This window comes from Pseudomonas plecoglossicida NBRC 103162 = DSM 15088 (assembly GCF_000730665.1).
Lineage (GTDB): Bacteria > Pseudomonadota > Gammaproteobacteria > Pseudomonadales > Pseudomonadaceae > Aquipseudomonas > Aquipseudomonas plecoglossicida.
Genome location: NZ_BBIV01000060.1, coordinates 1 through 24,291, shown reverse-complemented (window position 1 = coordinate 24,291; position 24,291 = coordinate 1). Strand labels below are relative to the sequence as shown.

Here is a 24,291-nt window from a genome sequence, read left to right as displayed (position 1 = left end):
ACAGGATTTGTAGCACTGCGGTCTATTGTGGGAGCCGGCTCGCCGGCGATTGGCCCTATAATTCAACCTTGACCTTCAATCCGTACCCAGCCATGTCCTGCAATCGCCACAAGATCCAGTTCCTGCGCGAACTCATCCCCTCCTTCGAGTGCGAGCCCGGCTGCCACGACTGCTGCGGCCCGGTGACCACCTCAGTAGAAGAAATGGCCCGCTTGCCGCGTAAGACCCAGGCCGAACAGGACGCCGCGCTTGAGCGCCTGGACTGCGTACACCTTGGCCCCAATGGCTGCACGGTCTACCAGGAGCGGCCGATGATCTGCCGCCTGTTCGGCACCACGCCCAGCCTGGCGTGCCCGCGTGGCCGTGGCCCTGAACAGATGATCGAGCCACAGGCCGAGCTGATCGTTCACCGGTTCATTGCCAGCACCCGCCAGGTACTGGTCTAGGGTCAGTCCGGGATCGGCAGGCAGAGGCTCTCCTTTACCTCCTCCATGACGATGTAGCTCTTCGATTCGCGCACGTGCGGCAGCTTCAGCAGGATGTCGCCGAGCAGCTTGCGGTACGAGGCCATCTCCGAAATCCGCGCTTTCACCAGGTAGTCGAAATCGCCCGATACCAGGTGGCATTCCAGTACATGGGGCAGCTTGAGCACCGCACGGCGGAACTCCTCGAAGGTGTCGCCGGACTTGTAGTCCAGGCTGATTTCCACGAACACCAGCAGGCTGCCCTTAAGGTGCTGCGGATTGAGCCGGGCGTTGTAGCCCATGATGATGCCCTCGCGCTCCAGGCGGCGTACGCGCTCGGTGCAAGGGGTGGTGGAAAGCCCAACTTTCTCGCCCAGTTCGGTGAAGGAAATGCGCCCGTCATTCTGCAGGATCCGCAGGATGTTGCGGTCGATCTTGTCCAGTTCACGCTTGCTCTGGTGCTGGGTTCTCATAGGGGATGCCCCTCCGTGAAAGGCGTTTTTGCCGAGAATTCTCGCCAAATATAGGCTTTTATATAGTGAATTGCACTGGTCTTGAATTCATATACTGCGCGCATCCATGCCATATCAACAAAATTTGCGGTAAGCCGCGTACGAGGGATAAACGATGCGAGTTCTGGTACTTGGTAGCGGTGTGATCGGAACCGCCAGTGCCTATTATCTGGCCAGGCAAGGTTTCGAAGTGACCGTGGTCGATCGCCAGCCGGCGGTGGCCATGGAGACGAGCTTCGCCAACGCAGGCCAGATCTCGCCCGGCTATGCCTCGCCGTGGGCCGCCCCAGGCGTACCGCTGAAGGCCATCAAGTGGCTGCTCGAGCGCCACGCGCCTCTGGCCATCAAGCTCACCGGCGATGTCGACCAGTACCTGTGGATGGCGCAGATGCTGCGCAACTGCACCGCCAGCCGTTACGCGGTGAACAAGGAGCGCATGGTGCGCCTGTCCGAGTACAGCCGCGACTGCCTCGACGAGCTGCGTGCCGAAACCGGCATCGCCTACGAGAACCGCAGCCTGGGCACTACCCAGCTGTTCCGCACCCAGGCCCAGGTGGATGCCGCGGCCAAGGACATCGCCGTGCTCGAACAGTCCGGCGTGCCCTACGAGCTGCTCGACCGCGACGGCATCGCCCGCGTCGAACCGGCCCTGGCCGGCGTCAAGGACATCCTGGCCGGCGCCCTGCGCCTGCCCAACGACCAGACCGGCGACTGCCAGCTGTTCACCACCAAGCTCGCCGACATGGCCCTGAAGCTGGGCGTCGAATTCCGCTTCGGCCAGGACATCCAGCGCCTGGACTTCGCCGGCGACCGTATCAATGGCGTGTGGATCGACGGCAAGCTGGAAACCGCCGACCGCTACGTGCTGGCGCTGGGCAGCTACTCGCCGCAGATGCTCAAGCCGCTGGGCATCAAGGCCCCGGTGTATCCGCTCAAGGGTTACTCGCTGACCGTGCCGATCACCAACGCCGACATGGCCCCGACGTCGACCATTCTCGACGAGACCTACAAGGTCGCCATCACCCGTTTCGACAACCGCATTCGTGTCGGTGGCATGGCGGAGATCGCCGGTTTTGACCTGTCGCTGAACCCTGCCCGGCGCGAAACGCTGGAGATGATCGTCAACGACCTTTATCCTCGCGGCGGCGACCTGAGCCAGGCGAGCTTCTGGACCGGCCTGCGCCCGGCCACCCCGGACGGCACGCCGATCGTCGGTGCCACCGCGTTCCGCAACCTGTTCCTGAACACCGGCCACGGTACGCTGGGCTGGACCATGGCCTGCGGTTCCGGTCGCCTGCTGGCCGACCTGATTGCGCGCAAGAAGCCGCAGATCAGTGCCGAAGGCCTGGACATTTCCCGTTACGGCAACAGCCGGGAAGTGACCAAGCACGGTCAGCCGTCGCCTGCGCACCAGCAATAAGATTGCCAGGTCCGGCCTCATCGCCGGCTTGCCGGCGATGAACCCAACACTGTTTTCAACCTGAACCACCATAAGGCTGCCGCCATGCGTCCCGCCCGCGCCCTGATCGACCTCCAGGCCCTGCGCCACAACTACCGTCTGGCCCGCGAACTGACCGGCGCCAAAGCCCTCGCCGTGATCAAGGCCGATGCCTATGGCCACGGCGCCGTGCGTTGCGCCCTGGCCCTGGAAACCGAAGCCGACGGCTTTGCGGTGGCCTGCATCGAAGAGGCGCTGGAGCTGCGCGCGGCGGGCATCAAGGCCCCGGTACTGTTGCTCGAAGGCTTTTTCGAAGCCAGCGAACTGGCCCTGATTGCCGAGCATGACCTGTGGTGCGTGGTGCATTCGCTGTGGCAGCTCGACGCCATCGAGAAGACCCAGCTGAGCAAGCCGCTGACGGTCTGGCTCAAGCTCGATAGCGGCATGCACCGGGTTGGCCTGCATCCGAAGGATTATCACGATGCCTACCAGCGACTGCTGGCCAGCGGCAAGGTTTCGCGCATCGTGCTGATGAGCCACTTCGCCCGCGCCGACGAACTGGAAGCCGACGCCACCGCCCAGCAGATCGCCGTGTTCGAGGCCGCCCGCCAAGGCCTGGCCGCCGAATGCAGCCTGCGCAACTCGCCCGGTGTGCTGGCCTGGCCGCAAGCCCCGAGCGACTGGGTACGCCCCGGCATCATGCTGTATGGGGCCACGCCGTTCGAGGTCGAACAGGCCCAGGCCGAGCGTTTGCAGCCGGTCATGACCCTGCAATCGCGGGTGATCAGCGTGCGTGAACTGCCAGCCGGCGAACCGGTGGGCTATGGCGCCAGGTTCATCAGCCCACGGCCGACCCGTGTCGGCGTGGTCGCCATGGGTTATGCCGATGGCTACCCGCGCCAGGCGCCCACCGGCACGCCGGTGATGGTCGCTGGCAAGCGCACCCAGCTGATCGGGCGCGTCTCCATGGACATGCTGTGCATCGACCTGACCGACGTGCCCGAGGCGACCATCGGCAGCCCGGTCGAACTGTGGGGCAAGCATGTGCTGGCCAGCGAAGTGGCGATGCATGCCGGGACCATTCCTTACCAGATCTTCTGCAACCTGAAGCGGGTGCCGCTGGACTATTACGGCGAATAAGGCGCCGAAGCGGACAGTGTGCGGGGCGGTGTGTTGTAAATACTGAACGGCATTGCCATGATATCGTTCACATCCACCCCCATCCCACCGTTTCAGGAGGCTCCAGCTTTGGACGTCGGCGAACGACTGCAAGCCATCCGCAAGCTCAAGGGCCTGTCCCAGCGTGAACTCGCCAAGCGTGCGGGTGTGACCAACAGCACCATCTCGATGATCGAGAAAAACAGCGTGAGCCCTTCGATCAGCTCGCTGCGCAAGGTGCTGAGCGGTATCCCCATGTCAATGGTCGAGTTCTTCTCGGTCGAGCTGGAGCCGCAAAGCCCTACCCAGATCGTCTACAAGGCCAATGAGCTGATCGACATCTCGGACGGCGCGGTGACCATGAAGCTGGTGGGCAAGTCGCATCCCAACCGCGCGATCGCGTTCCTCACCGAGGTTTATCCTCCAGGCGCCGACACCGGGTCGGAGATGCTCACCCACGACGGTGAAGAGACCGGCATCCTGCTTGAAGGCCGGCTCGAACTGGTGGTGGGTAACGAGATCTTCATTCTCGAGGAAGGCGACAGCTACTATTTCGAAAGCACCCGGCCGCATCGCTTTCGCAACCCGTTCGACCAGCCTGCCCGGCTGATCAGCGCGGCCACACCGTCGAATTTTTGATCCAGCGCAGTGCATTGCTTTTGCAATACCCCTTTCCTGAGTGGGGTCGTTTCACGGCCTCCAGGTTGCCGCTATACTTTTCAACGCTCGCATTACCGTGGCCGCGGGCGTGATTAGCCACCATGAGGGTGTTCGCGTGAACCAAATCAAGAAGATGCTGGCCGTACCAGCAGCCGTATTCGCCCTTTGGGCAATGAGCGCAACCGCAGCGACCAACGATGAACTTGCCAAACGCCTCGAGCCGGTTGGCCAGGTGTGTGTCCAGGGCCAGGAGTGCAAAGGCATGGAAGTGGCCGCCGCAGCGGGCGGTGGCGGCGCCAAGACGCCGGATGAAATCATCGCCAAGCATTGCAATGCCTGCCATGGCAGCGGCCTGCTGGGTGCGCCGAAGATCGGTGACACGGCGGCGTGGAAGGAACGTGCTGATCATCAGGGTGGGCTCGACGGCATCCTGGCCAAGGCCATTACCGGCCTCAATGCCATGCCGCCGAAAGGCACCTGTGCCGACTGCTCGGATGACGACCTGAAAGGGGCGATCAAGAAGATGTCCGGGCTTTGAGCCACCCTTGAATTGCACGAGGCCCGCCTTTTTTGGCGGGCTTTGTTTTTGTATTGTTTCTCCTGGCCTCATCGAACCCTGTGGGAGCCGGCTTGCCGGCGATAGGGCCGGTGCAGGCAACCAACCCGCTTGCCCCATGTCCAACCCCTGAACCCATGGAAGACGCAGGAGGCCAAGATGCATCTCTGCTCCATCGATCAGGCTGTCGAGCATGTCCTGTCGCACCTGCCGGCCCACATCCACATGGGCCTGCCGCTGGGCCTGGGCAAACCCAATGCCTTCGTCAATGCGCTCTACGCCCGAGTGCGCGAGTTGCCCGAACGGCGGCTGACCATCTACACCGCCTTGTCGCTCGGCCGCCCGCCACTGGGCGATGGCCTGCAGCGGCGCTTCCTCGAACCCTTCGTCGAACGCGTGTTCGCCGACTACGAAGAGCTCGAATACCTCGCGGACCTGCGGGCCGACCGCCTGCCAGCGAACATCCGCATCGAGCAGTTCTTCATGCAGCCCGGCAGCCTGCTGCACAGCGAGGCCGCGCAGCAGGACTACGTCAGCAGCAACTACAGCCACGCGGCCCGCGACATCAATGCCAAGGGCCTGAACCTGGTCGCCCAGCTGGTCGCCGCTACACCGGAAAGGCCCGTCCACCTGAGCCTGGCCTGCAACCCTGACATCACCCTCGACCTGCAACCGATGATCGCCAAGCGCCGCGCAGCTGGAGAAACCATCCTCATGCTCGGCCAGGTTCATGCCGATCTGCCCTACATGCCGGGCGATGCGCAAGTGCCGATCGACGCGTTCGACCTGCTGATCGACCAGGTGGAGCAACGGCGGCTGTTCTCCACCCCGAACATTCCGGTCACCACCCAGGACCATTGCATCGGTCTGCATGCCAGCACCCTGGTGCGCGACGGTGGCACCTTGCAGATCGGCATTGGCGCCATGGGCGATGCGGTGGCTGCCGCGCTGTTGGCGCGTCATGCAGAGAATGCGGGTTACCGGGCATTGCTGGACGAATTGGACGTGGGCCCGTGGCAGGCCCTGATTGCCCGGGAGGGTGGTCTGCAGCCTTTTGCGCAAGGCCTGTACGGCTGCAGCGAAATGTTCGTCAACGGCCTGCTGGCGCTGGCCGAAGCCGGCGTGGTGCGGCGGCCGGCTGACGAGCAGGGCACGCTGGTGCACGGAGGCTTCTTCCTCGGCCCACAAGCGTTCTACCGACGCCTGCGCGAGATGTCGCTGGAGCAGCGCGCGCGTTACGTCATGACGCGCATCAGCTTCATCAACGAGCTGTACGGGCAGGAGGCACTCAAGCGCTCTCAACGCCTCGATGCACGGTTCCTCAACACGGTGTTCGGCATGACCCTACTCGGCGCGGGGGTGGCCGACCAGCTCGAAGACGGGCGTGTGCTGAGCGGTGTCGGCGGGCAGTACAACTTCGTCGCCCAGGGCCACGCGCTGGAAGGCGGGCGCTCGATCCTGCTGCTGCGCAGCTGGCGCGAGGCAGGGGGCGAGGTGAGCTCCAACCTGTTCTGGCAGTACGGCCACTGCACCATTCCCCGGCACCTGCGCGATATCGTGATAACCGAGTACGGCATCGCCGACCTGCGTGGGCAGACCGACAGCGAGGTGATCGCGCGGCTGCTGGCGGTCAGTGACTCGAGATTCCAGGGTGAATTGATCGAGCAGGCCAAGAAAGCCGGCAAGCTGGCAGGGAGTTTCCAGCTGGATGCGCGGTTTGCCGACAACACGCCCGAGCGGCTTGAAGCGGTACGGGCTCGACATGCGCAGCTGTTCCCGGAGTACCCGTTGGGAACGGACTTCACGGCTGATGAGCAGGCGCTGTTTCGGGCGCTGAACTGGTTGAAGAGCAAGTTCAAGCTGAGCGAAGTGCTGGAGCTGGGCAAGGCGGCACTGGATGCGCCAGGGCCCGAGGGGTATGCGGCGCCGTTGGCGCGGATGAATCTGGCAGAGCCGCAGGGGCTGAAGGAGGAGCTTTACCAGCGATTGCTGCTGGCGGGATTGGCGGCGACCCAATGAAGGTCGGGGCTGCTTTGCAGCCCATCGCTGGCAAGCCAGCTCCTACAGGGGATGCACAAGGCTCAGGCTTTGTGGGGTTCCCGTGGGAGCCGGCTTGCCGGCGATGAGGCCACAACAGGCTCAATCGATGAAGCTGACCACACCACCTTCCAGCGACTTCACCCGGGCCAGCGATTCAACGCGGTAGCCCTGGCTGTCCAGTTCGGCACGGCCGCCCTGGAACGACTTCTCGATGACGATACCCAGGCCTGCCACAGTGGCGCCGGCCTGCTTGATGATCGAGATCAGCGCCTGCGACGCCTTGCCATTGGCCAGGAAGTCGTCGATCACCAGCACGCGGTCGCTGCTGTTGAGGTGGCGCGGCGAGATGGCCACGGTGTTCTCGGTCTGCTTGGTGAAGGAGTACACCGTGGCAGTCAGCAGGTTCTCGGTCAGGGTCAGCGACTGGTGCTTGCGCGCGAAGATCACCGGTACGCCCAGCTTCAGGCCGGTCATGACTGCCGGGGCAATGCCCGAGGCTTCGATGGTGACGATCTTGGTCACGCCGGCGTCGGCGAACAGACGGGCGAACTCGTCACCGATCAGTTGCATCAGCGCAGGGTCGATCTGGTGGTTGAGAAACGCATCGACTTTGAGAACCTGATCGGAAAGCACGATGCCTTCTTCGCGAATCTTCTGCTGCAGTGCTTCCACTGTTGTTTCCTCGATGTAGCAAAGGTGGCCGCAAATAGCGGCAAAGTTAAAGAGTAATGGTTGATCAGCGTTTGAGCATTGCCCGGATATCGGCCAGCGCGTTGTTGCCGCGCGCGGCCTTTACCTCGACGGGCGCATCGTCCAGGCCTTCCCAGGCCAGGTCGTCCGGCGGCAGTTCGTCGAGGAACCGGCTGGGCGTGCAGTCGATGATTTCGCCGTACTGCTTGCGCTTGGCCGCGAAGGTGAAGGCTAGGGTCTGACGCGCGCGGGTGATGCCCACGTAGGCCAGGCGGCGTTCCTCTTCGATGGTGTCGGCTTCGATGCTCGAGCGGTGAGGGAGGATTTCCTCCTCCATGCCCATGATGAACACGTAGGGAAATTCCAGGCCTTTGGAGGCGTGCAAGGTCATCATCTGCACGCCTTCGGCGTTTTCTTCCTCTTCCTGCTGACGCTCGAGCATGTCACGCAGCACCAGTTTGCCGATGGCGTCCTCGATGGTCATGTCACCCTCTTCGTCCTTCTCGAGGGTGTTCTTCAGCGCTTCGACCAGGAACCAGACGTTGCTGATGCGGAACTCCGCCGCCTTGTCGCTGGCGGTCTGCTGGCGGATCCAGTTCTCGTAGTCGATGTCGCGGATCATCTCGTGCAGCGCGGCGATCGGGTCTTCCAGGGCGACCTTGTGGCGCACCCCGTCGAGCCAGTGCTTGAAGCGCTGCAGACGCTCGGTGTAGCGGGCGTCCAGGTGTTCGCCCAGGCCCAGCTCCTCGCTGGCGGCGTACATCGAGATGCCGCGCTCGGTGGCGTAGTTGCCGAGCTTTTCCAGGGTCGTCGAGCCAATCTCGCGACGCGGCACGTTGATCACCCGCAGGTAGGCGTTGTCGTCGTCCGGGTTGACCAGCAGGCGCAGGTAGGCCATGAGGTCCTTGACCTCCTGGCGGCCGAAGAAGCTGTTGCCGCCGGACAGGCGATACGGCACCTGATGGTGCTGCAGCTTCAGTTCGATCAGCTTGGCCTGGTAGTTGCCGCGGTAGAGGATGGCGAAGTCGCTGTACGGGCGGTTGGTGCGCAGGTGCAGGGTGAGGATTTCCATGGCCACGCGTTCGGCCTCGGCTTCCTCGTTCTTGCAACGGATCACGCGGATCTCGTCGCCCACGCCCATCTCGCTCCACAGCTGCTTTTCGAACGCATGCGGGTTGTTGGCGATCAGCACGTTGGCGCAGCGCAGGATGCGGCTGGTCGAGCGGTAGTTCTGCTCGAGCATGACGATTTTCAGGGAGGGGTAATCCTCCTTGAGCAGCATCAGGTTTTCCGGGCGGGCGCCACGCCAGGCGTAGATCGACTGGTCGTCGTCGCCGACCACGGTGAACTGGTTGCGCATGCCGATCAGCATCTTCACCAGCAGGTACTGGCTGGCGTTGGTGTCCTGGTACTCGTCCACCAACAGGTAGCGCACGCGGTTCTGCCAGCGTTCGAGTACCTCGGGGTGTTCCTGGAACAGCTTGACCGGCTGCAGGATCAGGTCGTCGAAGTCCACCGCGTTGAACGCCTTGAGCGTGCGCTGATAGTGGGTGTAGACGATGGCGGCGGTCTGCTCGCGTGGGTTGCGCGCCTTTTCCAGGGCTTCGGCGGGGAGGATCAGGTCGTTCTTCCAGGCACCGATCATGTTCTTGATCTCGTCGATGCCGTCGTCGCCGGAGTATTCCTTCTGCATGATGTCCGACAGCAGCGCCTTGATGTCGGACTCGTCGAAGATCGAGAAGCCTGGCTTGTAGCCCAGCTTGTCGTGCTCCTTGCGGATGATGTTCAGGCCCAGGTTGTGAAAGGTGCACACCGTGAGGCCACGGCCTTCCCCCGGACGCAGCAGCGTACCGACCCGTTCCTTCATCTCGCGCGCGGCCTTGTTGGTGAAGGTCATCGCCACGATGTACTGGGCGCGGATGCCGCAGTTCTGGATGAGGTGGGCAATCTTGCGCGTGATCACGCTGGTCTTGCCGGAGCCTGCGCCGGCGAGCACCAAAAGAGGGCCGCCGACGTAGTCACGGGCTTCCTGTTGCCTGGGATTGAGTCGGGACATGCTAGAAACCGGGGGTCGCCAGAAAATAGCCGCGCATTCTAACAGGCATGGGACGGTTGTGGCGCGACCGTCTGACGTCTGAGTCAACGTTTTCTGCGTCCATATCATTAGTCAGACTAATGCTATTCATGGAAAAAATCGGATTTGCTGGTTGAGCGACTTTCGCGCAGGATGCACGTCGAAATGCGTCGGTGCGCTGTGGGCAAGGGATCTGTCTAAAAATGAAAATGATTTTCATTAATGCAGTAGCATATCCGACCTGCCTCGTGTGACCGTCAACGCCCTAAGGAGCCCGCTTGTCCACGCCTGTCGAACCTCTGCGTTTGCTGTTGTTGGCCGATGAGCCGGAATGGGCTGCCTTGTTGCGCGAGTGCCTTCTGCCGCTGGGCGACCTGGCAGTTTTGCTGACCGCACCAAACTGGGCAGCGGTCGATACCCTGTTCAGCAATGACCGGCAAGCCGTGATCCTGGCCACGCCGGCCTTGCAGCCGGCGCCGGGGCGCTGCGACCTGCCGACCATCCTCTTGCTCGATCATGAGCCTGTGCAGCCGCCTACGGGTGTCAGCGACTGGCTGGTGCTCGATCATCTCAATGCCGACGCCCTGCGCCGTTCCCTGCGCCATGTGCGCGAGCGCGGCGTGCTGGTGGCCACCCTGCAGCGTCTGGCCGAACAGGACCCGCTCACTGGCATCGCCAACCGCCAGGGCTTCCAGGCCCTGCTGACGGCACGCCTGGCCGAGAACGCAGGCCGAGGCCTTGCCCTTGGCCACCTGGATCTGGACAACTTCCGCCACGTCAACGATGCGCTGGGCCACCAGGGCGGCGACCGGCTGATCCTGCAGGTGGTATCGCGGCTCAAGCAGCAACTGGAAGCCGGCGACCAGTTGGCGCGCCTGGGCAGCGACGAGTTCGCCCTGTTGATCGATACCCGGCGCGATCCCAACCGAGCCGAATGGCTCGCCGATCGGATCGTCGAGGCCTTGGCCGAGCCTTACTGGATTGACGGCGAAAGCCTGCTGCTCGGCTGCAGCCTCGGCCTTGCCCATGCCCGCGCGCAGGGCGGCGCCGACCCGTTGATGTGGCATGCGCACATTGCCATGCGCCAGGCCAAGGGCAGCCAGGGCTGTACCTTCCACGTGTTCAACGAGCGGATCAACCGCAACGCCCGCAGCCTGGCCGACCTGGAAAGCGAACTGCGCCGGGCCTTGCGCCGGGACGAACTGGAGCTGCATTACCAGCCGCGCCTTAACCTGGCCGATGGCCGCATCGTCGGCCTGGAGGCCCTGGTGCGCTGGCGCCATGCCGAGCGTGGCCTGTTGCCGCCGAGCGAATTCGTGCCACTGGCCGAGCAGAGCGGGTTGATCGTGCCGTTGGGCTACTGGGTCATCTCGCGGGCCCTGCGTGACATGCAGGCCCTGCGCGAAAGCGGGCTCGCGCCCCTGCACATGGCGGTGAACCTGAGCTTCCGCCAGTTCCAGGACAGCCAGCTGCTGGCGACGCTGAGCCGCCTGATCATCGAGCACGGTGTCGATGCCCGCTGGCTGGAGTTCGAACTGACCGAAACGGCAGTGATGCGCCGCAACGAAGTGGTGCGCCAGACCATGGATGCCCTGGGGCGCCTGGGCGTGCGCTTCTCGCTGGACGACTTCGGCACCGGCTTTTCTTCGTTCGTGCACCTGAACAGCTTGCCCATTACCCTGCTCAAGGTAGACCGCAGCTTCGTAGCCGAAATGGAGATGCGCGAAGAGAATCGCAAGCTGGTGCATGCCATGATCAACCTGGCACACAACCTCAACCTCGAGGTGGTGGCCGAAGGTGTGGAGAGCCAGGAGCAGCTGGCCTTGCTACGCGAGTTTGGTTGCGATCAGGTGCAAGGGTTCCTGGTCAGCAAGCCGCTGCCGGTGGTGGAGCTGGTCGAGTATCTGCAGCAAACGTCCGAGCGCAAGCTGGCACAAGTCATCTAGCCGCTATCGCCGGCAAGCGGGTTCCCACAGGGGCGACACCGCACCTTGTGGGAGCCGGCTTGCCGGCGACAGGGCTTTGAGATCAAGCCTGGGCAGTCGCTTCAGCGGCCACTCCAGCTTTGCCCAGCATCCGCTTCATCCGCCATTCAAAGCCCAGGGTCAGCGCCACCGAAGCACACGCCAGCCCCAACGCCAGCCCCCACCATACCCCCACAGCGCCGCCACCCAGGGTAAAGGTGAACAGCCAGGCACTCGGCGCCCCGACCAGCCAGTAGCAGCACAAGCCGATCAGGAAAGTGGTCTTGGCATCCTTCAGCCCGCGGATCGAGCCCATGGCGATGGTCTGCACGCCATCGAACAGCTCGAACCAGGCGGCCACCATCAGCAATTTCACCGCCAGCTGGAAGATCGCCGCGAACGCCGGGTCATGCCGGTCGATGAACAACCCCACCAGTGCCTCCGGCAGCAGCCAGAACAAGGCGGCGAAGGCGAACATGATGCTCGCGCCGAAGCCGATCCCGACGCGTCCTGCGCTGCGCGCCGCCAGCAGGTTGCCGGCGCCGTAGTACAGCCCCACCCGCATGGTCACTGCATAGGACAGGCCTGTCGGCACCATGAACGCGGTGGAAACGATCTGCAGGGCGATCTGGTGGGCCCCCAGCTCGGTGCTGCCAAGCACGCCCATGCACAGCGCGGCAAAGGCGAACAGCCCGACTTCCACCATGTAGGTGCCACCGATCGGCAGGCCCAGGCGCCACAGCTCGCGCAACGCCGGCAGGGAAGGGCGCGACAGGCCCTGGCGCAGCGGGTAGGCGTCATAGGCCGAGTGCCAGCGGATATACAGCGCCAGGGCCATGGCCATGCCCATCGACACGATCGCGGTGACCATGCCGATCCCCACCAGCCCGAGCTTGGGCAGGCCGAACATGCCCTCGATCAGCGCATGGTTGAACAGGTAGTTGAGCACGGTGCCGACCAGGCTGATGACCATCACCGGCGTCGAACGGCCCAGGGCGCTGGTGAAGCCGCGCAGGGCCATGAAGGTCAGGTAGCCGGGCAGGGCCAGCGGCAACAGGGTGAGGAATTCGGCGGCCGAGGCGACGTTTTCCGGCTGTTGGCCGAACAGCAGCAACACCGGTTCAAGGTTCCACAGCACCAGGGCCGCGACCAGGGCCAGGCCCCAGGCCAGCCACAGACCGCTTTGCGCCAGGCGGGTGGCACCTTCGATGTCATTGGCACCCTTGCGGATCGCCACCAGCGTACCGACTGCGGCGATCACGCCCAGGCAGAAGATCGACACGAACGAATAGCCCGCTGCGCCCAGGCCGCCGCCGGCCAGAGCCTGCGGGCTGATGCGCGCCATCATCAGGGTGTCGGTGAGCACCATCAGCATGTGCGCCAACTGCGAGGCGATCAGCGGCCCGGCCAGGCGCAGCAAAGCCTTGAGTTCTGTGGTGGGCGCGACGTGCATGGGGGTTTCCTTGTGCCTGACGAGATGAGCGAGGCTGGATTCTGAGGCTTTGGTCAACTTTGTACAAAAGGATAAAAGCGATGATTGGCATGAGCAGGACTCATGCATATATGATTTCTGTCATTCCCCTTTTGCCCCCGGATGTCAGGTACACCATGTCTCGTCAGCTACCTCCGCTCTATGCGCTACGCGCATTCGAGGCCGCCGCCAGGTTGAGCTCCTTCACCCGTGCCGGTGACGAGCTGTCGATTACCCAGAGTGCGGTCAGCCGGCATATCCGCACCCTCGAGGACCATTTCGCCTGCCGCCTGTTCGTGCGCAGCGGCCGCAGCCTGCAACTGACAGAGGCCGCGCGCGTGCTGCTGCCCGGTGTGCGCGAAGGCTTCGCCGCCCTCGAGCGCGCCTGCGATACCTTGCGCGGCGAGGACGACATCCTGCGGATGAAGGCGCCGTCGACCCTGACCATGCGTTGGTTGCTGGCACGCCTGAGCCAGTTCCGGCACCTGCAGCCGGGCAACGAAGTGCAACTGACCAGCGCCTGGATGGATGTGGACCATGTGGATTTCAACCAGGAGCCGTTCGATTGTGCGGTGCTGCTCAGCGATGGGGTGTTTCCACCTGACTGGGAGGTGCGCCGGCTGTTTTCCGAGCTGCTGATCCCGGTCGGGGCGCCGGACCTGCTCGAGGAGGGTCCGCTGGACGAGCGCCGGTTGGCCGGCATCGAGCTGCTGCACCCGACACCGGACAAGCGTGACTGGCGCGAATGGCTGGAGCGCATGGGCCTGGCCGACAAGGTTTCGCTCAAGGGCGGGCAGGTGTTCGACACCCTGGAGCTGGGCATGATCGCGGCAGCCCGGGGTTACGGGATTTCCATGGGCGACCTGCTGATGGTGGCCGAGGATGTGGCGCAGGGGCGTTTGAGCCTGCCGTGGCCGACGGCAGTGCCCAGCGGCATGGATTACTACCTGGTGTGGCCGCGGACCCGGCCGGGGGGGGAGCGGTTGCGGCGGTTGAGTGCGTTTCTGCAGGAAGAGGCGGCGGCGATGAACCTGCCGGATGTGCAGATACTGGCAGCCCTTTGACTGTCTGAGCGGGCCCTATCGCCGGCTTGCCGGCGATAGGGGCGCAACGCGCCCCCGGCGATCCCAAGTCTTACATCGACCCCAGGTTCAACGCCTGCGCACAGGCCTGCAACGAGCGGCGCTCGCTCTGCGCATACAGCGCCAGCTCATCCTGCACGTGCAGCCCCAGGGCCGCCTCGAACGCGTCGCGGTTGGCGTTGCTGCCATATTCGACCTGGGCCTCGTCGCCCAGGTTGGACTGGAAGATGCCTGCCGCGCTCACCGGCAGGAAGTCTTCATAGACCAGTGCTTCGAAATGCACGTGACCTGCTTCGATCAACCCCGCCAGGCTGGTCGGCCGGCCTTCTTGCCCACGGGCGGCCAGGCCCTTCTCGGTGGCGAAGTAGCGGAAGTAGGCCAGGCCCTGCTCGCGCATCTGCCCCAGATCATCCGGGAATTCGGCAAAGTGCTGCTGCAGCAGCGCCATGTAGCGCTCGGCGTTGGCCTCGGCGGGAACGCCGCCCAGGGCTGCCCGCGTGGCGTCGAGCAGGCGGTCATACAGCTGCCGGCCCTTTGGCGTCAGTGCGGCGCCGCGCTGCTCGATCTCGCCGAAGCGCGCGGTGTGGCTGCCGTCGCTGCCCTGCGGGTCGATGAACGCGACTTTTTCCTGCAAGGCCTTGAAGCTGGTCTGGCGCAGCAGGATCGGATGGCGCCGGGTAGGCGGGCCCTCGACCACAGCCTTGGGCGGGATGCCCTTGGCCGGCATGCCGAGCTGGATCGCATCGATATCCAGGGTGCGCGGCGTCAGGTGGTTGATGTGCGGGCCTTTGAACGCCACCACATCGGCAATCAGACGGTGCTGATCGTGCAGCTGCTGGTACTGCTCGGCAGTGACGGTGGCGTCGTGGTGCCAGCGGAAGGTGTGTAAGGCTTCTTGTACGAAAGCCGCGGCATCCGTGGCGTTCAAGCCGCCGTCGCGTTCGTGCTGGGCAATCAGGTCAAGGGCACGGGGGGTGAAGATCTTGCGCTCGGCCAGGATGCCTTGCGCCAATTCGCGCAGTTGCGGGTTGTCGATCAGCTCCAGGCGCAGCAGCGAGGTGAACACGCGGAACGGGCTGACATGCAGCGACTGTTCGTGCACCGCGCGAAACGCGGTGGAATGCACCGGCACGCCGGCGGAGCTGAGGTCGTAGTAGCCGACCGGCTGCATGCCCATGACTGCGAACAGGCGGGCGATGGTAGCCAGTTCCTCGGCAGTGCCGACGCGGATGGCGCCATGACGCTCCTGGTCGAGGCGCTCGATTTCGCCGGTCCAGCGCAACGCCTCGGCCACTGCGGGCTGCTGGGCCATGACCTGCTGGTTGATCTCGCTCACCAGCTCCAGCAGCGTGCCGTACAGTGGCACTTCCTGTTTGTACATGAGCGACATGGCGGCAGAGAACTGCGCGCGGATGCTGTCGGGGCTGACGAAATCGAGGGCGGGCATCGCTAGCTTCCTGGTTGGGTTCGGACGCTTACATGAAAGCTGGGAATGCACTATGGCCACAAGCGAAAAAAAGTGGGTCTGTCATTCCTTTTTTGATCGATCTTGAGGGCCCCAGCATCCTCAAGCCTCAAGCCTCAAGCTGCTCGCGAATCCACCCCACCAGCGCCCGCACCTTGGGCACCTCCGCCGCATGCTCGGCATACGCCAGGTAATGCGCCCCGGCACTGTTCATCGCATGATTCCACGGAATGACCAGGCTTCCCTCGCTCAATTCCCTGGCCACCAGATAACGCGGCACCAACGCCACGCCACAACCCGCCTGCGCGGCACTCAAGGCCATGTAGAACGTGTCGAACCGCGGCCCGTGGTAGGCGTTGACGCTGTGCAAGCCCAACTCCAGGAACCACTCGTGCCAGGCCTCGGGCCGTGAGGTGCTTTGCATCAGCACCAGCTCGGCCAGCTCCCCGGCATCCTTGAGCTCACGCCCGGCAAGCAGCTCGGGTGCGCACACCGGCACCACCTGTTCGCGGAACAGTTCGATGCAGGTCGCCCCGGGCCAGGTGCCCTGCCCGTAGAAGAACACCACATCCGCCGAGCCCTGGAGCAGGGCGAACGGCTCCATTTCGTTGCGGATGTCCAGGTGGATGTTCGGGTGACGCTTACCGAAACCTTTCAGGTGCGGGATCAGCCAGCGCACGCCGAAACTCGGCTGAGTGGCTACCTTCAATATCTCGGTCTGCTCGCCGTAGGTGAGGACGTAGCGGCTGGACATGTCCACCTGGGTCAGGATCTTGTTGACCTCGGCCAGGTACAGGCTTCCCGCCGGGGTCAGCTGCAGGCGCCGGCGTATGCGCAGGAACAGGTGGTGGCGCAGCATGTCTTCAAGCTGCGCCACCTGCTTGCTGACCGCGCTCTGGGTCAGGTGCAGCTCCTCGGCCGCGCGGGTGAAACTCAAGTGACGGGCTGCAGCTTCGAAACACTGCAGGGCGGTCATGGAAGGCACCAGGCGTTTGGACATAGCGGTCTCTGTGGCTCGAATCATTACCTGACGGAATGATATGCGGAATAAAGGTCGTTTGTTGCACTGGTGTGATCGGATTAATACTGATCCACATCATTTTTCCACCCCATCACCCGATGTAGGAGAAGCACAAATGGTTGCTGGATTGCTCGAGCGCCTTGGCGTTGCCGCCACGGCTTACACCCAGGGCGACTACCCTGTTCACACGCCGATCGACGGCAGCCAGATCGCCTCGGTGAAACTGCTCGGCAAGGCCGAGACCACCGCCCGCATCGATCAGGCCCAAAGCGCGTTCGAAGCCTGGCGCAGCGTGCCGGCCCCGCGCCGTGGCGAGCTGGTGCGCCTGTTCGGTGAAGTGCTGCGCGAGCACAAGGCCGACCTCGGCGAACTGGTTTCGATCGAAGCCGGCAAGATCACCCAGGAAGGCCTGGGCGAAGTGCAGGAAATGATCGACATCTGCGACTTCGCCGTCGGCCTGTCGCGCCAGCTGTACGGCCTGACCATCGCCTCCGAGCGCCCAGGCCACCACATGCGTGAATCCTGGCACCCGCTGGGCGTGGTCGGGGTGATCAGCGCCTTCAACTTCCCGGTCGCCGTATGGGCCTGGAACACCGCCCTGGCGCTGGTGGCCGGCAATGCGGTGGTGTGGAAACCGTCGGAAAAGACCCCGCTGACCGCCCTGGCCTGCCAGGCGCTGTTCGAAAAAGCCCTGAAAGCCTTCGGCGATGCCCCGGCTGGCCTGGCGCAACTGGTGATCGGCGGCCGTGAAGCCGGCGAAGCCCTGGTCGACGACCCGCGCGTGCCGCTGGTCAGCGCCACCGGCAGCACCCGCATGGGCCGCGAAGTGGGCCCGCGCGTTGCGGCCCGCTTCGGTCGCAGCATCCTCGAGCTGGGCGGCAACAACGCCATGATCCTGGCCCCGAGCGCCGACCTCGACCTGGCCGTGCGTGGCATCCTGTTCTCCGCCGTGGGCACCGCCGGCCAGCGCTGCACCACCCTGCGCCGCCTGATCGTGCACCGCTCGATCAAGGACGAAGTGGTGGCTCGGGTGAAGGCCGCCTACGCCAAGGTGCGCATCGGTGACCCGCGCAAGGACAACCTGGTCGGCCCGCTGATCGACAAGCTATCGTTCGACGCCATGCAAGGCGCGCTGGCCAAGGCCCGCGATGAAGGCGGTCAGGTCTTCGGTGGCGAGCGTCAGCTGGCCGAGCAGTACCCGAATGCCTACTACGTGTCGCCGGCCATTGCCGAGATGCCTGCGCAAAGCGACGTGGTGCGCCATGAAACCTTCGCGCCGATCCTCTACGTGCTGGCTTACGACGACTTCGAAGAAGCGCTGCGCCTGAACAACGAAGTGCCGCAAGGCCTGTCGTCGTGCATCTTCACCACCGATATCCGTGAAGCGGAGCGCTTCCAGAGCGCCTCGGGCAGCGACTGCGGTATCGCCAACGTCAACATTGGTACCAGCGGTGCCGAGATCGGCGGTGCGTTCGGTGGCGAGAAGGAAACCGGCGGTGGCCGTGAATCCGGTTCGGATGCCTGGAAAGGCTACATGCGTCGCCAGACCAACACCGTGAACTACTCGCGCGAGCTGCCGCTGGCGCAGGGGATCGTGTTCGACTGATGATCGCAGGCGGGGGCCTGGCCCCCGCTTCGCCGACAAGCCGGCTCCCACAGTGATCATGCCGATCCTTGTGGGAGCCGGCTTGCCGGCGATAGGGCTGCAACGCAGCCCCAACAAGAACAATATCGCTGGAGCCGGGCCATGTCCGAACTGCGTCAACAATGCTTGTGGGAACACGTCAGCCAACCGACCGTCGCCGCCCAGGCCCTGGCCGGTGAACACCAGGCCGATGTCTGCGTCATCGGCGGCGGCATTACTGGCCTGTCGGCAGCTATCCACCTGCTCGAACAGGGCAAGTCGGTGATTCTGCTTGAGGCCTGGAAAGTCGGCCACGGCGGCTCCGGACGCAACGTCGGCCTGGTCAACGCCGGCACCTGGATCCGCCCCGACGACGTCGAGGCGACCTTGGGCCAGAAGCAGGGCAGCCGCCTGAACAAGGTGCTGGGTGACGCCCCTGGCGAGGTCTTCGCCATGATCGAGCGCCTTGGCATCGACTGCCAGGCCCAGCACAAAGGCACCCTGCACATGGCGCACAACGCCACGGGCATCGCCGACCTCGAAGCCCGCCATGAGCAGTGGCGCCGCCGCGGTGCCGATGTCGAGTTGCTGACCGGCGCCCGATGCCAGGAATACTGCGGTACCGACAAGATTTCCGCCGCGTTGCTCGACCGCCGCGCCGGCACCATCAACCCCATGGGCTACACCCAGGGCCTGGCGGCCGCCGTGGTACGCCTGGGTGGCGAGCTGTTCCAGCAATCCTCGGTCGAGGGCCTCGAGCGCGACGGCGACGCCTGGCGGGTGAAGACCGCACGGGGTTCGGTGCGTGCCGACAAGGTGGTGATCTCCACCGGGGCCTACACCGAAGGCGACTGGAGCAACCTGCAGAAGCAGTTCTTCCGGGGCTATTACTACCAGGTGGCATCCAAGCCATTGCACGGCGCGGCCGCCGACAAGGTGCTGTCGCATGGCCAGGGCTCATGGGATACCCGCACGGTCCTCAGCAGCATTCGCCGCGACGACCAGGGGCGGTTGCTGCTGGGCAGCCTGGGCCGGGTCGACAACAAGCCGGGGTGGTTCGTGCGCAGCTGGGCCGACCGCATCCAGAGCCATTACTACCCGGAGCTGGGCAAGGTCGAATGGGAGATGCACTGGACCGGTTGCATCGATTTCACCCCTGACCACCTGATGCGCCTGTTCGAACCGGCGCCGGGGCTGGTGGCCGTGACGGGGTACAACGGACGGGGCAACACCACGGGTACGGTGATAGGCCGGGCCTTTGCCGAGTTCCTGCTCAAGGGCGAGGCGGACAGCCTGCCGGTTCCGTTCTCGCCGATGAAGGGGGTCAGTGCGCCGTCGTTGCGCACGGCGTTCTACGAGTCCGGGTTCTCGCTGTATCACGCGGGGCAGTGTTTGAGAGTCGTGCTGTAACTGCTGGCCCTATCGCTGGCAAGCCAGCTCCTACAAGGACCGCGCCGACCCTGTAGGAGCGGGCTTGCCCGCGATGAGGTCACTGCGGCTCTACTTGTGCAGCCAGCTGAGAAAGCCCCCTTTCTTGATCGCAATCGGCTTTTGCAACAGCAGTGACTCGCGGCTCTGGCGCCTGAACCGCTGCAACTTGTTCAGCGCCGTCTTCACCTCGCCTCGCTCCGCCAGGCAGCTGCGCACCTGCTCCTTCTCGATGCGGTACAGCACGCACCCGGTCAGGGTGCGGAACTCGGCGAACGAATCATCCTCGTCGATGATGCCCTCGATCCCCAATACCTCGCCCGGCCCCATGCGGCCCGCTTCCAGCAATTTGTCGCCATCGCGCACCGAGGCCGACACCACGCCGCTGCCGATCACCAGCAAGTGGTCGGATTGTTCGCCAACCCCCAGGATCACCTGGTCGGCCAGGTATTCCAAGGCCGTCATGCGCTGGCTCAGCGCGTCCCGCTCTTGCTCGGTCAGCGAGCGGAACACCCGCACCTCGTCCAGCACTTCGCGCTGACGGCTGCGAGGCGGCAGGGCCAGGTCCACGTTCCACATCACGCCACTGGCCTCGAGGTGCCGATGGGCCAGGTCGAACAACTGGTTGCGCGCTTCGCCCTTGGCGGCCATGTCGGCCACGAAACCGCTGGCCTCGTACTCCACGGACTCCAGGGTCGAGGCCTTGACCGTGACCTTCGGCTTGGGGGTGACGAGGATCGCACTGGTGCCTTGCAAGGCTTTTTCCAGCGCGTCGAATACCCGCTTGGGGCGTACCTTGGCCGGTACCACCACACTGATCGATACCCCGTGCACGTCGGCCGGGCGGCTGTGGTTGAGGAGCCGGGCCTTGGCTGCCACCGAGTTGGGGATCACCGCCAGGCTGCCGCTGCCGGTGAGCAGGCGCGTGGCGCGCCAGTCGATGTCCAGCACCTTGCCCTCGGTGCCGTCGATGGAGATCGAGTCGCCGATCTGATAGGGCCGCGTGGTATTCAGCACGATGCCGCTGAACACGTCGGCCAGGGTGCTCTGCAGCGCCAGGCCGATGACGATGGCCATCACCCCTGAGGTGGCCAGCAAGCCCTTGACCGGCAGTTGCATCACGTAGCCCGCGGCAGCCACCACTGCCGCCAGGAAGATCAAGGCCCCCAGCACATCCTGCAGCAACCGCCCGCCGTGGCTGCCACGTGCGCCCAGCAGCAGGCCGAACACCACCGTCACGGTACGTGCGCCGAACAGCCACCAGCCGATCGCCAGGACGGTGGCCATCAGGTTGCGTGAGACATCGTCTGGCCAAGGCGGTGGTTGCAGCGGGCTCATGCCGGCGGCAAGCAATACCGCGCTGAACAGCAGGAAGCACGCGAGCCGCGCGCCGATACGCCAAGCCCGTCGCTGGACTGGGATCAATTGCCAGAGGACCAGGTCGATCAGGATCAGGCAGGAGCCGATCAGCAAGGGGTAATGCTGGATGACTGCGAACATGCGCGTCTCGTCGCGGTGGGCTGCTGCTAGTAAAGAGCAGGTTCGCTGCAATTACTACTGGCCTGACGTGCGACGCGCCGTCATGAAGGAGGGGAGAGCGGCTCGCTGTGGAAGCAGGAGCCGCAAATGCATCAGAACATGAAGTAGACGCTGGCGCTGGTCTGGTCCAGGTCGATGTCACCGACCTTGAGGACTTCCTGTTCCAGGCGCACGCCCAGGTTGCGCAGCACGTCCACTTCGACGCCCAGGCCGTAGGTCATGTCTACGTCGTTGTCGTCGCCAGCGATGTCGTGGTCGGCGTCCCAGGCATGCACACCCATGCTGCCGAACAGGCGGACACGGTTGCCGATCGGGAAGCCAAGGTGAGCGGCGGCTTGTACCGATTTACCCTCGAAGTTGCCGTCGTCACCTTTGAAATGGCCCAGGTCGACCCAGGCGCCTTCGAACGACAGGTAAGGGTTCAGGCGGTAGCCGACGAAAGCCTTGTAGGCGGAGTCGTCGTCGCTGATCTGGTGCTCATCGATCTCGACCTTGGTAATACCACCACCCACGTACAGGCCACGGTCATCGGCGAAGGCGTTGAAAGTGCTGACCATGCACAGGGCAGCGAAAAGCGGTTTAACGAATTTCATCAGTCATCCAATTGGCTGAATTGTAAAGAAGTGGCCAGGTCAGGCCGGTTTGTTCGGCTGGAACTCTCTGTCCAGACGTTCCCGAATCTGCTGCGCGGCGCTATCCAGGGCGGGGTAGATGTCCTCGACTGTCGGGGACGCCGACTGTTCGAGGTTCTTGCCGTCTGCACGGTCCACGGCGCGGCCAAGCATCTTGCCGGTCACGGCGTCGCTGACTTCACTCTGGAAGAACAGATACAGGGTTTCATCGCGCACGCCGGTGGCATGCAGAGAGAGACCGATCAACATGCCGATGGGAATGTATTCGGTGACACTGGGATCACGCGGGGCACGTTTGATATCGGTAAGCGACACGTTGAGGGTAAGTGCCTTGGCCGTTGGTTTATTGATTACGCGATAACCGGCGCCGGTAAGTTGCTGTTCCAGTTGGCGGCGAAAGTGCTGACGCAACTGGTTGGTATCACCTTCGAACTTGGCAAGTCGCGGATCATCACTGTTGAGCGAAAACGTTTTCGGCAAGTTGATGAACACGGCTTTCTCATGCTGGGCGGAAAACGGCGCAGCAGAAGATTTCCAGGCGACCGACTTGTCATCGTGTTCGATGACTTGCAGTTGGGCGCTGGCTTGTGGCTGGTTCGTCAGTTCGGTGTCGATGCTGGGGGCCATCGAGCAGCCGACCAGTGTCAGCGAAAGTAGAAAAGCAGCGAGCTGTTTGAACGGCATGATGATTCCTGTTGACTTCACGTCGAGGTGAAAGGCGTCGCCTCAATCGGCTCAATCTGCGCCGTCGGTGAAGAAAACAGGAATCAAAAATCGTCATTTGTGCAGGTCAGGTGCCACGGATCATCGATTGCTCATGCAGCGCAGGCGATCCAGCTCGAGGATGTAGTAGCACAGCGCATCTTCGCCGGTGGGTACCACCGCCAGGTTCAGGATCGAACCGATGCGGAAGTACTGGCGGGAAAACAGCAGATCCGAATGGCGGCTCACGTCGAACAGCTGTTCTTCGCTGCTGGACTGGACATCTTCGACCTTGATCGTGATGCGCCAGCGTGAGGCGTCGACCAGTGAAGCGCCGACGGCGATGTGCCGTTCCTTGTCGCCCAGGCGCTCGAGCAGGCTGAGTACCGCGCTGGGCTCACTGATCGTCAGCCTTTCCTTGAAGTCCAGGGTCTCGCCACCCATGAAATGATGACCCTCGGAGCGGTAGGGCTGGCTGTTTTCGTAGGGCACCGAGCGGGTCATGAACAGGGCTGCCAGGCAGCTTGCGAATATTGCCGTGATGACCAGTGCATGTCGCCATGCCGCGTGATGATTGTTCATCATCGACTCCCTAGACACTTGTCGAACATGCTGATCAGCTGCTCTTCGCTAAAGGAAAACTCCAGGTTGTAAGCGTCCCCGGATTTTTGAATGCAGGAAAGGTTGGTACGTGAGCCGGTTCGGCTGATGAAGACTTCGCCTTGAAGCGGATGTGACCAGATTCCCGAACTTAGAACATCGGCCTTGAGTGCGTCGACTTCTTGTTTGCTTTTGCCGACGGCGGTAATTGATAATTCACCTTGTTTGATCGCGGCAACTTGCAAGTCATGCGGAAGTTCATGCGCGCTATACAGTTGCCACAAGGTAAAGAGTGCAAACAGCGCAGCGGCCAGGTAGCCAAGCCGGAGCCATTTGCCCAGGCGGTTCTTTTCAGCCGGCAGGTTGGAGCCCTCGGGGCTGATCAACAGGGTTTCAGCTACCGACTGTTCGGCTGCGGGTCCTTCTGCATCGACAGGCATCACCAGATGATCGCTGTTGAAGCGGTAGCCGCGGCGCGGCACGGTGATCAGCAGGTCATGATCCTTGTTGTCGCCAAGGATGTTCCTGAGCATGAAGATGGACTGGTTGAGGCTGCCTGCCGAGACGACGCGATCATCCCAGGCGAATGCCATGATGGCCTCGCGTGAGCAGACGGCGCCAGGTTCGAGCAGCAGCAGTTCGAGGATGCGGGAATCCGCCCGGGCCAGGGTCGTTTCTTCTGGAGGGCTGTCTGGATTGTTTATCGCTAACGTGTAGCGGTCAGGATCGAACTCCACGAGGGCGCTATTTTTTAATCGAAAAAAGTAGCTCATGAAATACATCGCGTGTAGTGAAAATTGCCGGCCATTATAGGGTGCATAATAAATGGCGCAACTCGACGAGTTGCACTTGTTTTGATATGGATTAGTTCATAGAATATTGCCATTCAATTATTTCAATGTTGAAATAATATATCTTCGCTTCAATATTCAGATGCCTCTCTGCCGAGAGGCATCGTCTTTCATGGCATCCCACCGTGCCTGCACATCGATCTGCGATCGTTCTGAAAATGGAACGCTTGAGTCGATTTTCGCCATCTTCCGCTCCAAAGGTGATGATTTTAATGTGTGTCCATCAACACGGAACACCCCACACACATTGAATCAACCTTAGGAGCTCGGCCCATGACCCCGTTCAAATACAACCGCCTGAACAAAGACGACGCCGCTGT

At 63.2% G+C, this 24,291-nt stretch carries 21 protein-coding genes; 10 read left to right on the top strand and 11 right to left on the bottom strand.

The genetic code is table 11. The features are described from left to right. Nucleotides 1-92: 92 nt before the first annotated feature. Nucleotides 93-446, top strand: a complete 354-nt coding sequence (locus PPL01S_RS22925; RefSeq protein WP_028626214.1) for a YkgJ family cysteine cluster protein — start codon at nucleotides 93-95, stop codon at nucleotides 444-446. 2 nt (nucleotides 447-448) lie between these two features. Here PPL01S_RS22925 and dadR read toward each other — a convergent pair whose 3' ends face one another. Further along, the gene (gene dadR, locus PPL01S_RS22920) at nucleotides 449-937 is read right to left on the bottom strand and encodes a transcriptional regulator DadR (protein ID WP_003258963.1); all 489 of its coding nucleotides are present in this window, start codon (nucleotides 935-937) and stop codon (nucleotides 449-451) included. 154 nt (nucleotides 938-1,091) lie between these two features. Here dadR and dadA point away from each other — a divergent pair, with 154 nt between their 5' ends. From dadA to PPL01S_RS22895, 5 genes are all read left to right on the top strand, one after another. Beyond that, nucleotides 1,092-2,396, top strand: a complete 1,305-nt coding sequence (gene dadA, locus PPL01S_RS22915) for a D-amino acid dehydrogenase (protein WP_016394047.1) — start codon at nucleotides 1,092-1,094, stop codon at nucleotides 2,394-2,396. Between the two features lie 84 nt (nucleotides 2,397-2,480). Then, the gene (gene alr, locus PPL01S_RS22910; protein ID WP_016394048.1) at nucleotides 2,481-3,554 is read left to right on the top strand and encodes an alanine racemase; all 1,074 of its coding nucleotides are present in this window, start codon (nucleotides 2,481-2,483) and stop codon (nucleotides 3,552-3,554) included. Nucleotides 3,555-3,662: 108 nt separating this feature from the next. Then, the gene (locus tag PPL01S_RS22905; protein ID WP_016394049.1) at nucleotides 3,663-4,211 is read left to right on the top strand and encodes a cupin domain-containing protein; all 549 of its coding nucleotides are present in this window, start codon (nucleotides 3,663-3,665) and stop codon (nucleotides 4,209-4,211) included. Nucleotides 4,212-4,365: 154 nt separating this feature from the next. Beyond that, nucleotides 4,366-4,770, top strand: a complete 405-nt coding sequence (locus PPL01S_RS22900) for a c-type cytochrome (RefSeq protein ID WP_033743855.1) — start codon at nucleotides 4,366-4,368, stop codon at nucleotides 4,768-4,770. A gap of 177 nt (nucleotides 4,771-4,947) precedes the next feature. Continuing rightward, nucleotides 4,948-6,807 (top strand): acetyl-CoA hydrolase/transferase C-terminal domain-containing protein, encoded by a 1,860-nt coding sequence (locus PPL01S_RS22895; RefSeq protein ID WP_028626213.1) that lies wholly within the window; start codon nucleotides 4,948-4,950, stop codon nucleotides 6,805-6,807. 120 nt (nucleotides 6,808-6,927) lie between these two features. On the opposite strand, the gene PPL01S_RS22890 is transcribed toward PPL01S_RS22895, so the two are convergent. Both PPL01S_RS22890 and rep read right to left on the bottom strand, forming a co-directional pair. Next, a complete protein-coding gene (locus PPL01S_RS22890) occupies nucleotides 6,928-7,500 on the bottom strand; it encodes a xanthine phosphoribosyltransferase (protein ID WP_016394052.1) in 573 nt (190 codons plus the stop codon). Nucleotides 7,501-7,564: 64 nt separating this feature from the next. Further along, complete coding sequence (gene rep, locus PPL01S_RS22885) at nucleotides 7,565-9,574, bottom strand: DNA helicase Rep (RefSeq protein WP_016394053.1); 2,010 nt, start codon at nucleotides 9,572-9,574, stop codon at nucleotides 7,565-7,567. Between the two features lie 296 nt (nucleotides 9,575-9,870). On the opposite strand from rep, the gene PPL01S_RS22880 reads away from it, so the two are divergent. Beyond that, complete coding sequence (locus tag PPL01S_RS22880) at nucleotides 9,871-11,538, top strand: putative bifunctional diguanylate cyclase/phosphodiesterase (protein ID WP_028626212.1); 1,668 nt, start codon at nucleotides 9,871-9,873, stop codon at nucleotides 11,536-11,538. Between the two features lie 82 nt (nucleotides 11,539-11,620). Here the strand turns inward: PPL01S_RS22880 and PPL01S_RS22875 are convergent, their stop codons facing one another. Further along, nucleotides 11,621-13,009, bottom strand: coding sequence for a NorM family multidrug efflux MATE transporter (locus tag PPL01S_RS22875; protein ID WP_028626211.1), 1,389 nt, complete (start codon nucleotides 13,007-13,009; stop codon nucleotides 11,621-11,623). Nucleotides 13,010-13,164: 155 nt separating this feature from the next. Between PPL01S_RS22875 and PPL01S_RS22870 the strand changes: the two genes are divergently transcribed. After that, complete coding sequence (locus PPL01S_RS22870) at nucleotides 13,165-14,091, top strand: LysR substrate-binding domain-containing protein (protein WP_016394056.1); 927 nt, start codon at nucleotides 13,165-13,167, stop codon at nucleotides 14,089-14,091. Nucleotides 14,092-14,161: 70 nt separating this feature from the next. Here the strand turns inward: PPL01S_RS22870 and hglS are convergent, their stop codons facing one another. Both hglS and PPL01S_RS22860 read right to left on the bottom strand, forming a co-directional pair. Continuing rightward, entirely contained in the window at nucleotides 14,162-15,556 is a 1,395-nt protein-coding gene (gene hglS / locus PPL01S_RS22865) for a 2-oxoadipate dioxygenase/decarboxylase HglS (RefSeq protein WP_028626210.1), read from the bottom strand. A gap of 127 nt (nucleotides 15,557-15,683) precedes the next feature. After that, nucleotides 15,684-16,574, bottom strand: a complete 891-nt coding sequence (locus tag PPL01S_RS22860) for a LysR family transcriptional regulator (protein WP_016394058.1) — start codon at nucleotides 16,572-16,574, stop codon at nucleotides 15,684-15,686. 136 nt (nucleotides 16,575-16,710) lie between these two features. On the opposite strand from PPL01S_RS22860, the gene amaB reads away from it, so the two are divergent. Beyond that, nucleotides 16,711-18,201, top strand: coding sequence for an L-piperidine-6-carboxylate dehydrogenase (amaB, locus tag PPL01S_RS22855; protein ID WP_016394059.1), 1,491 nt, complete (start codon nucleotides 16,711-16,713; stop codon nucleotides 18,199-18,201). A gap of 141 nt (nucleotides 18,202-18,342) precedes the next feature. Next, entirely contained in the window at nucleotides 18,343-19,629 is a 1,287-nt protein-coding gene (gene amaA / locus PPL01S_RS22850; RefSeq protein WP_016394060.1) for an L-pipecolate oxidase, read from the top strand. A 90-nt stretch (nucleotides 19,630-19,719) separates the two neighbouring features. On the opposite strand, the gene PPL01S_RS22845 is transcribed toward amaA, so the two are convergent. The 5 genes from PPL01S_RS22845 to PPL01S_RS22825 form a co-directional block, all read right to left on the bottom strand. Beyond that, nucleotides 19,720-21,147, bottom strand: coding sequence for a mechanosensitive ion channel family protein (locus tag PPL01S_RS22845; protein ID WP_028626209.1), 1,428 nt, complete (start codon nucleotides 21,145-21,147; stop codon nucleotides 19,720-19,722). Between the two features lie 131 nt (nucleotides 21,148-21,278). Beyond that, on the bottom strand, nucleotides 21,279-21,779 hold the full coding sequence (locus tag PPL01S_RS22840) for an outer membrane beta-barrel protein (protein WP_016394062.1): 501 nt from the start codon (nucleotides 21,777-21,779) through the stop codon (nucleotides 21,279-21,281). Between the two features lie 39 nt (nucleotides 21,780-21,818). Continuing rightward, nucleotides 21,819-22,502: a DUF3313 domain-containing protein gene (locus tag PPL01S_RS22835; RefSeq protein WP_016394063.1), complete on the bottom strand. Its 684-nt coding sequence runs from the start codon at nucleotides 22,500-22,502 to the stop codon at nucleotides 21,819-21,821. A 120-nt stretch (nucleotides 22,503-22,622) separates the two neighbouring features. Beyond that, nucleotides 22,623-23,102 (bottom strand): hypothetical protein, encoded by a 480-nt coding sequence (locus PPL01S_RS22830; RefSeq protein ID WP_016394064.1) that lies wholly within the window; start codon nucleotides 23,100-23,102, stop codon nucleotides 22,623-22,625. Further along, nucleotides 23,102-23,893, bottom strand: coding sequence for a winged helix-turn-helix domain-containing protein (locus tag PPL01S_RS22825; RefSeq protein ID WP_042156746.1), 792 nt, complete (start codon nucleotides 23,891-23,893; stop codon nucleotides 23,102-23,104). Before PPL01S_RS22825 ends, PPL01S_RS22830 begins: the two co-directional genes overlap by 1 nt. Between the last annotated feature and the right edge of the window lie 398 nt (nucleotides 23,894-24,291).

Excerpts from the sequence above, each read along its gene's own strand:
- PPL01S_RS22925 (WP_028626214.1), top strand. The coding sequence starts at position 93 with ATGTCCTGCAATCGCCACAAGATCCAGTTCCTGCGCGAACTCATCCCC.
- dadR (WP_003258963.1), bottom strand. The coding sequence starts at position 937 with ATGAGAACCCAGCACCAGAGCAAGCGTGAACTGGACAAGATCGACCGC.
- dadA (WP_016394047.1), top strand. The coding sequence starts at position 1,092 with ATGCGAGTTCTGGTACTTGGTAGCGGTGTGATCGGAACCGCCAGTGCC.
- alr (WP_016394048.1), top strand. The coding sequence starts at position 2,481 with ATGCGTCCCGCCCGCGCCCTGATCGACCTCCAGGCCCTGCGCCACAAC.
- PPL01S_RS22900 (WP_033743855.1), top strand. The coding sequence starts at position 4,366 with ATGCTGGCCGTACCAGCAGCCGTATTCGCCCTTTGGGCAATGAGCGCA.
- PPL01S_RS22895 (WP_028626213.1), top strand. The coding sequence starts at position 4,948 with ATGCATCTCTGCTCCATCGATCAGGCTGTCGAGCATGTCCTGTCGCAC.
- rep (WP_016394053.1), bottom strand. The coding sequence starts at position 9,574 with ATGTCCCGACTCAATCCCAGGCAACAGGAAGCCCGTGACTACGTCGGC.
- PPL01S_RS22875 (WP_028626211.1), bottom strand. The coding sequence starts at position 13,009 with ATGCACGTCGCGCCCACCACAGAACTCAAGGCTTTGCTGCGCCTGGCC.
- PPL01S_RS22870 (WP_016394056.1), top strand. The coding sequence starts at position 13,165 with ATGTCTCGTCAGCTACCTCCGCTCTATGCGCTACGCGCATTCGAGGCC.
- hglS (WP_028626210.1), bottom strand. The coding sequence starts at position 15,556 with ATGCCCGCCCTCGATTTCGTCAGCCCCGACAGCATCCGCGCGCAGTTC.
- PPL01S_RS22860 (WP_016394058.1), bottom strand. The coding sequence starts at position 16,574 with ATGTCCAAACGCCTGGTGCCTTCCATGACCGCCCTGCAGTGTTTCGAA.
- amaB (WP_016394059.1), top strand. The coding sequence starts at position 16,711 with ATGGTTGCTGGATTGCTCGAGCGCCTTGGCGTTGCCGCCACGGCTTAC.
- amaA (WP_016394060.1), top strand. The coding sequence starts at position 18,343 with ATGTCCGAACTGCGTCAACAATGCTTGTGGGAACACGTCAGCCAACCG.
- PPL01S_RS22845 (WP_028626209.1), bottom strand. The coding sequence starts at position 21,147 with ATGTTCGCAGTCATCCAGCATTACCCCTTGCTGATCGGCTCCTGCCTG.
- PPL01S_RS22840 (WP_016394062.1), bottom strand. The coding sequence starts at position 21,779 with ATGAAATTCGTTAAACCGCTTTTCGCTGCCCTGTGCATGGTCAGCACT.
- PPL01S_RS22835 (WP_016394063.1), bottom strand. The coding sequence starts at position 22,502 with ATGCCGTTCAAACAGCTCGCTGCTTTTCTACTTTCGCTGACACTGGTC.
- PPL01S_RS22830 (WP_016394064.1), bottom strand. The coding sequence starts at position 23,102 with ATGAACAATCATCACGCGGCATGGCGACATGCACTGGTCATCACGGCA.
- PPL01S_RS22825 (WP_042156746.1), bottom strand. The coding sequence starts at position 23,893 with ATGAGCTACTTTTTTCGATTAAAAAATAGCGCCCTCGTGGAGTTCGAT.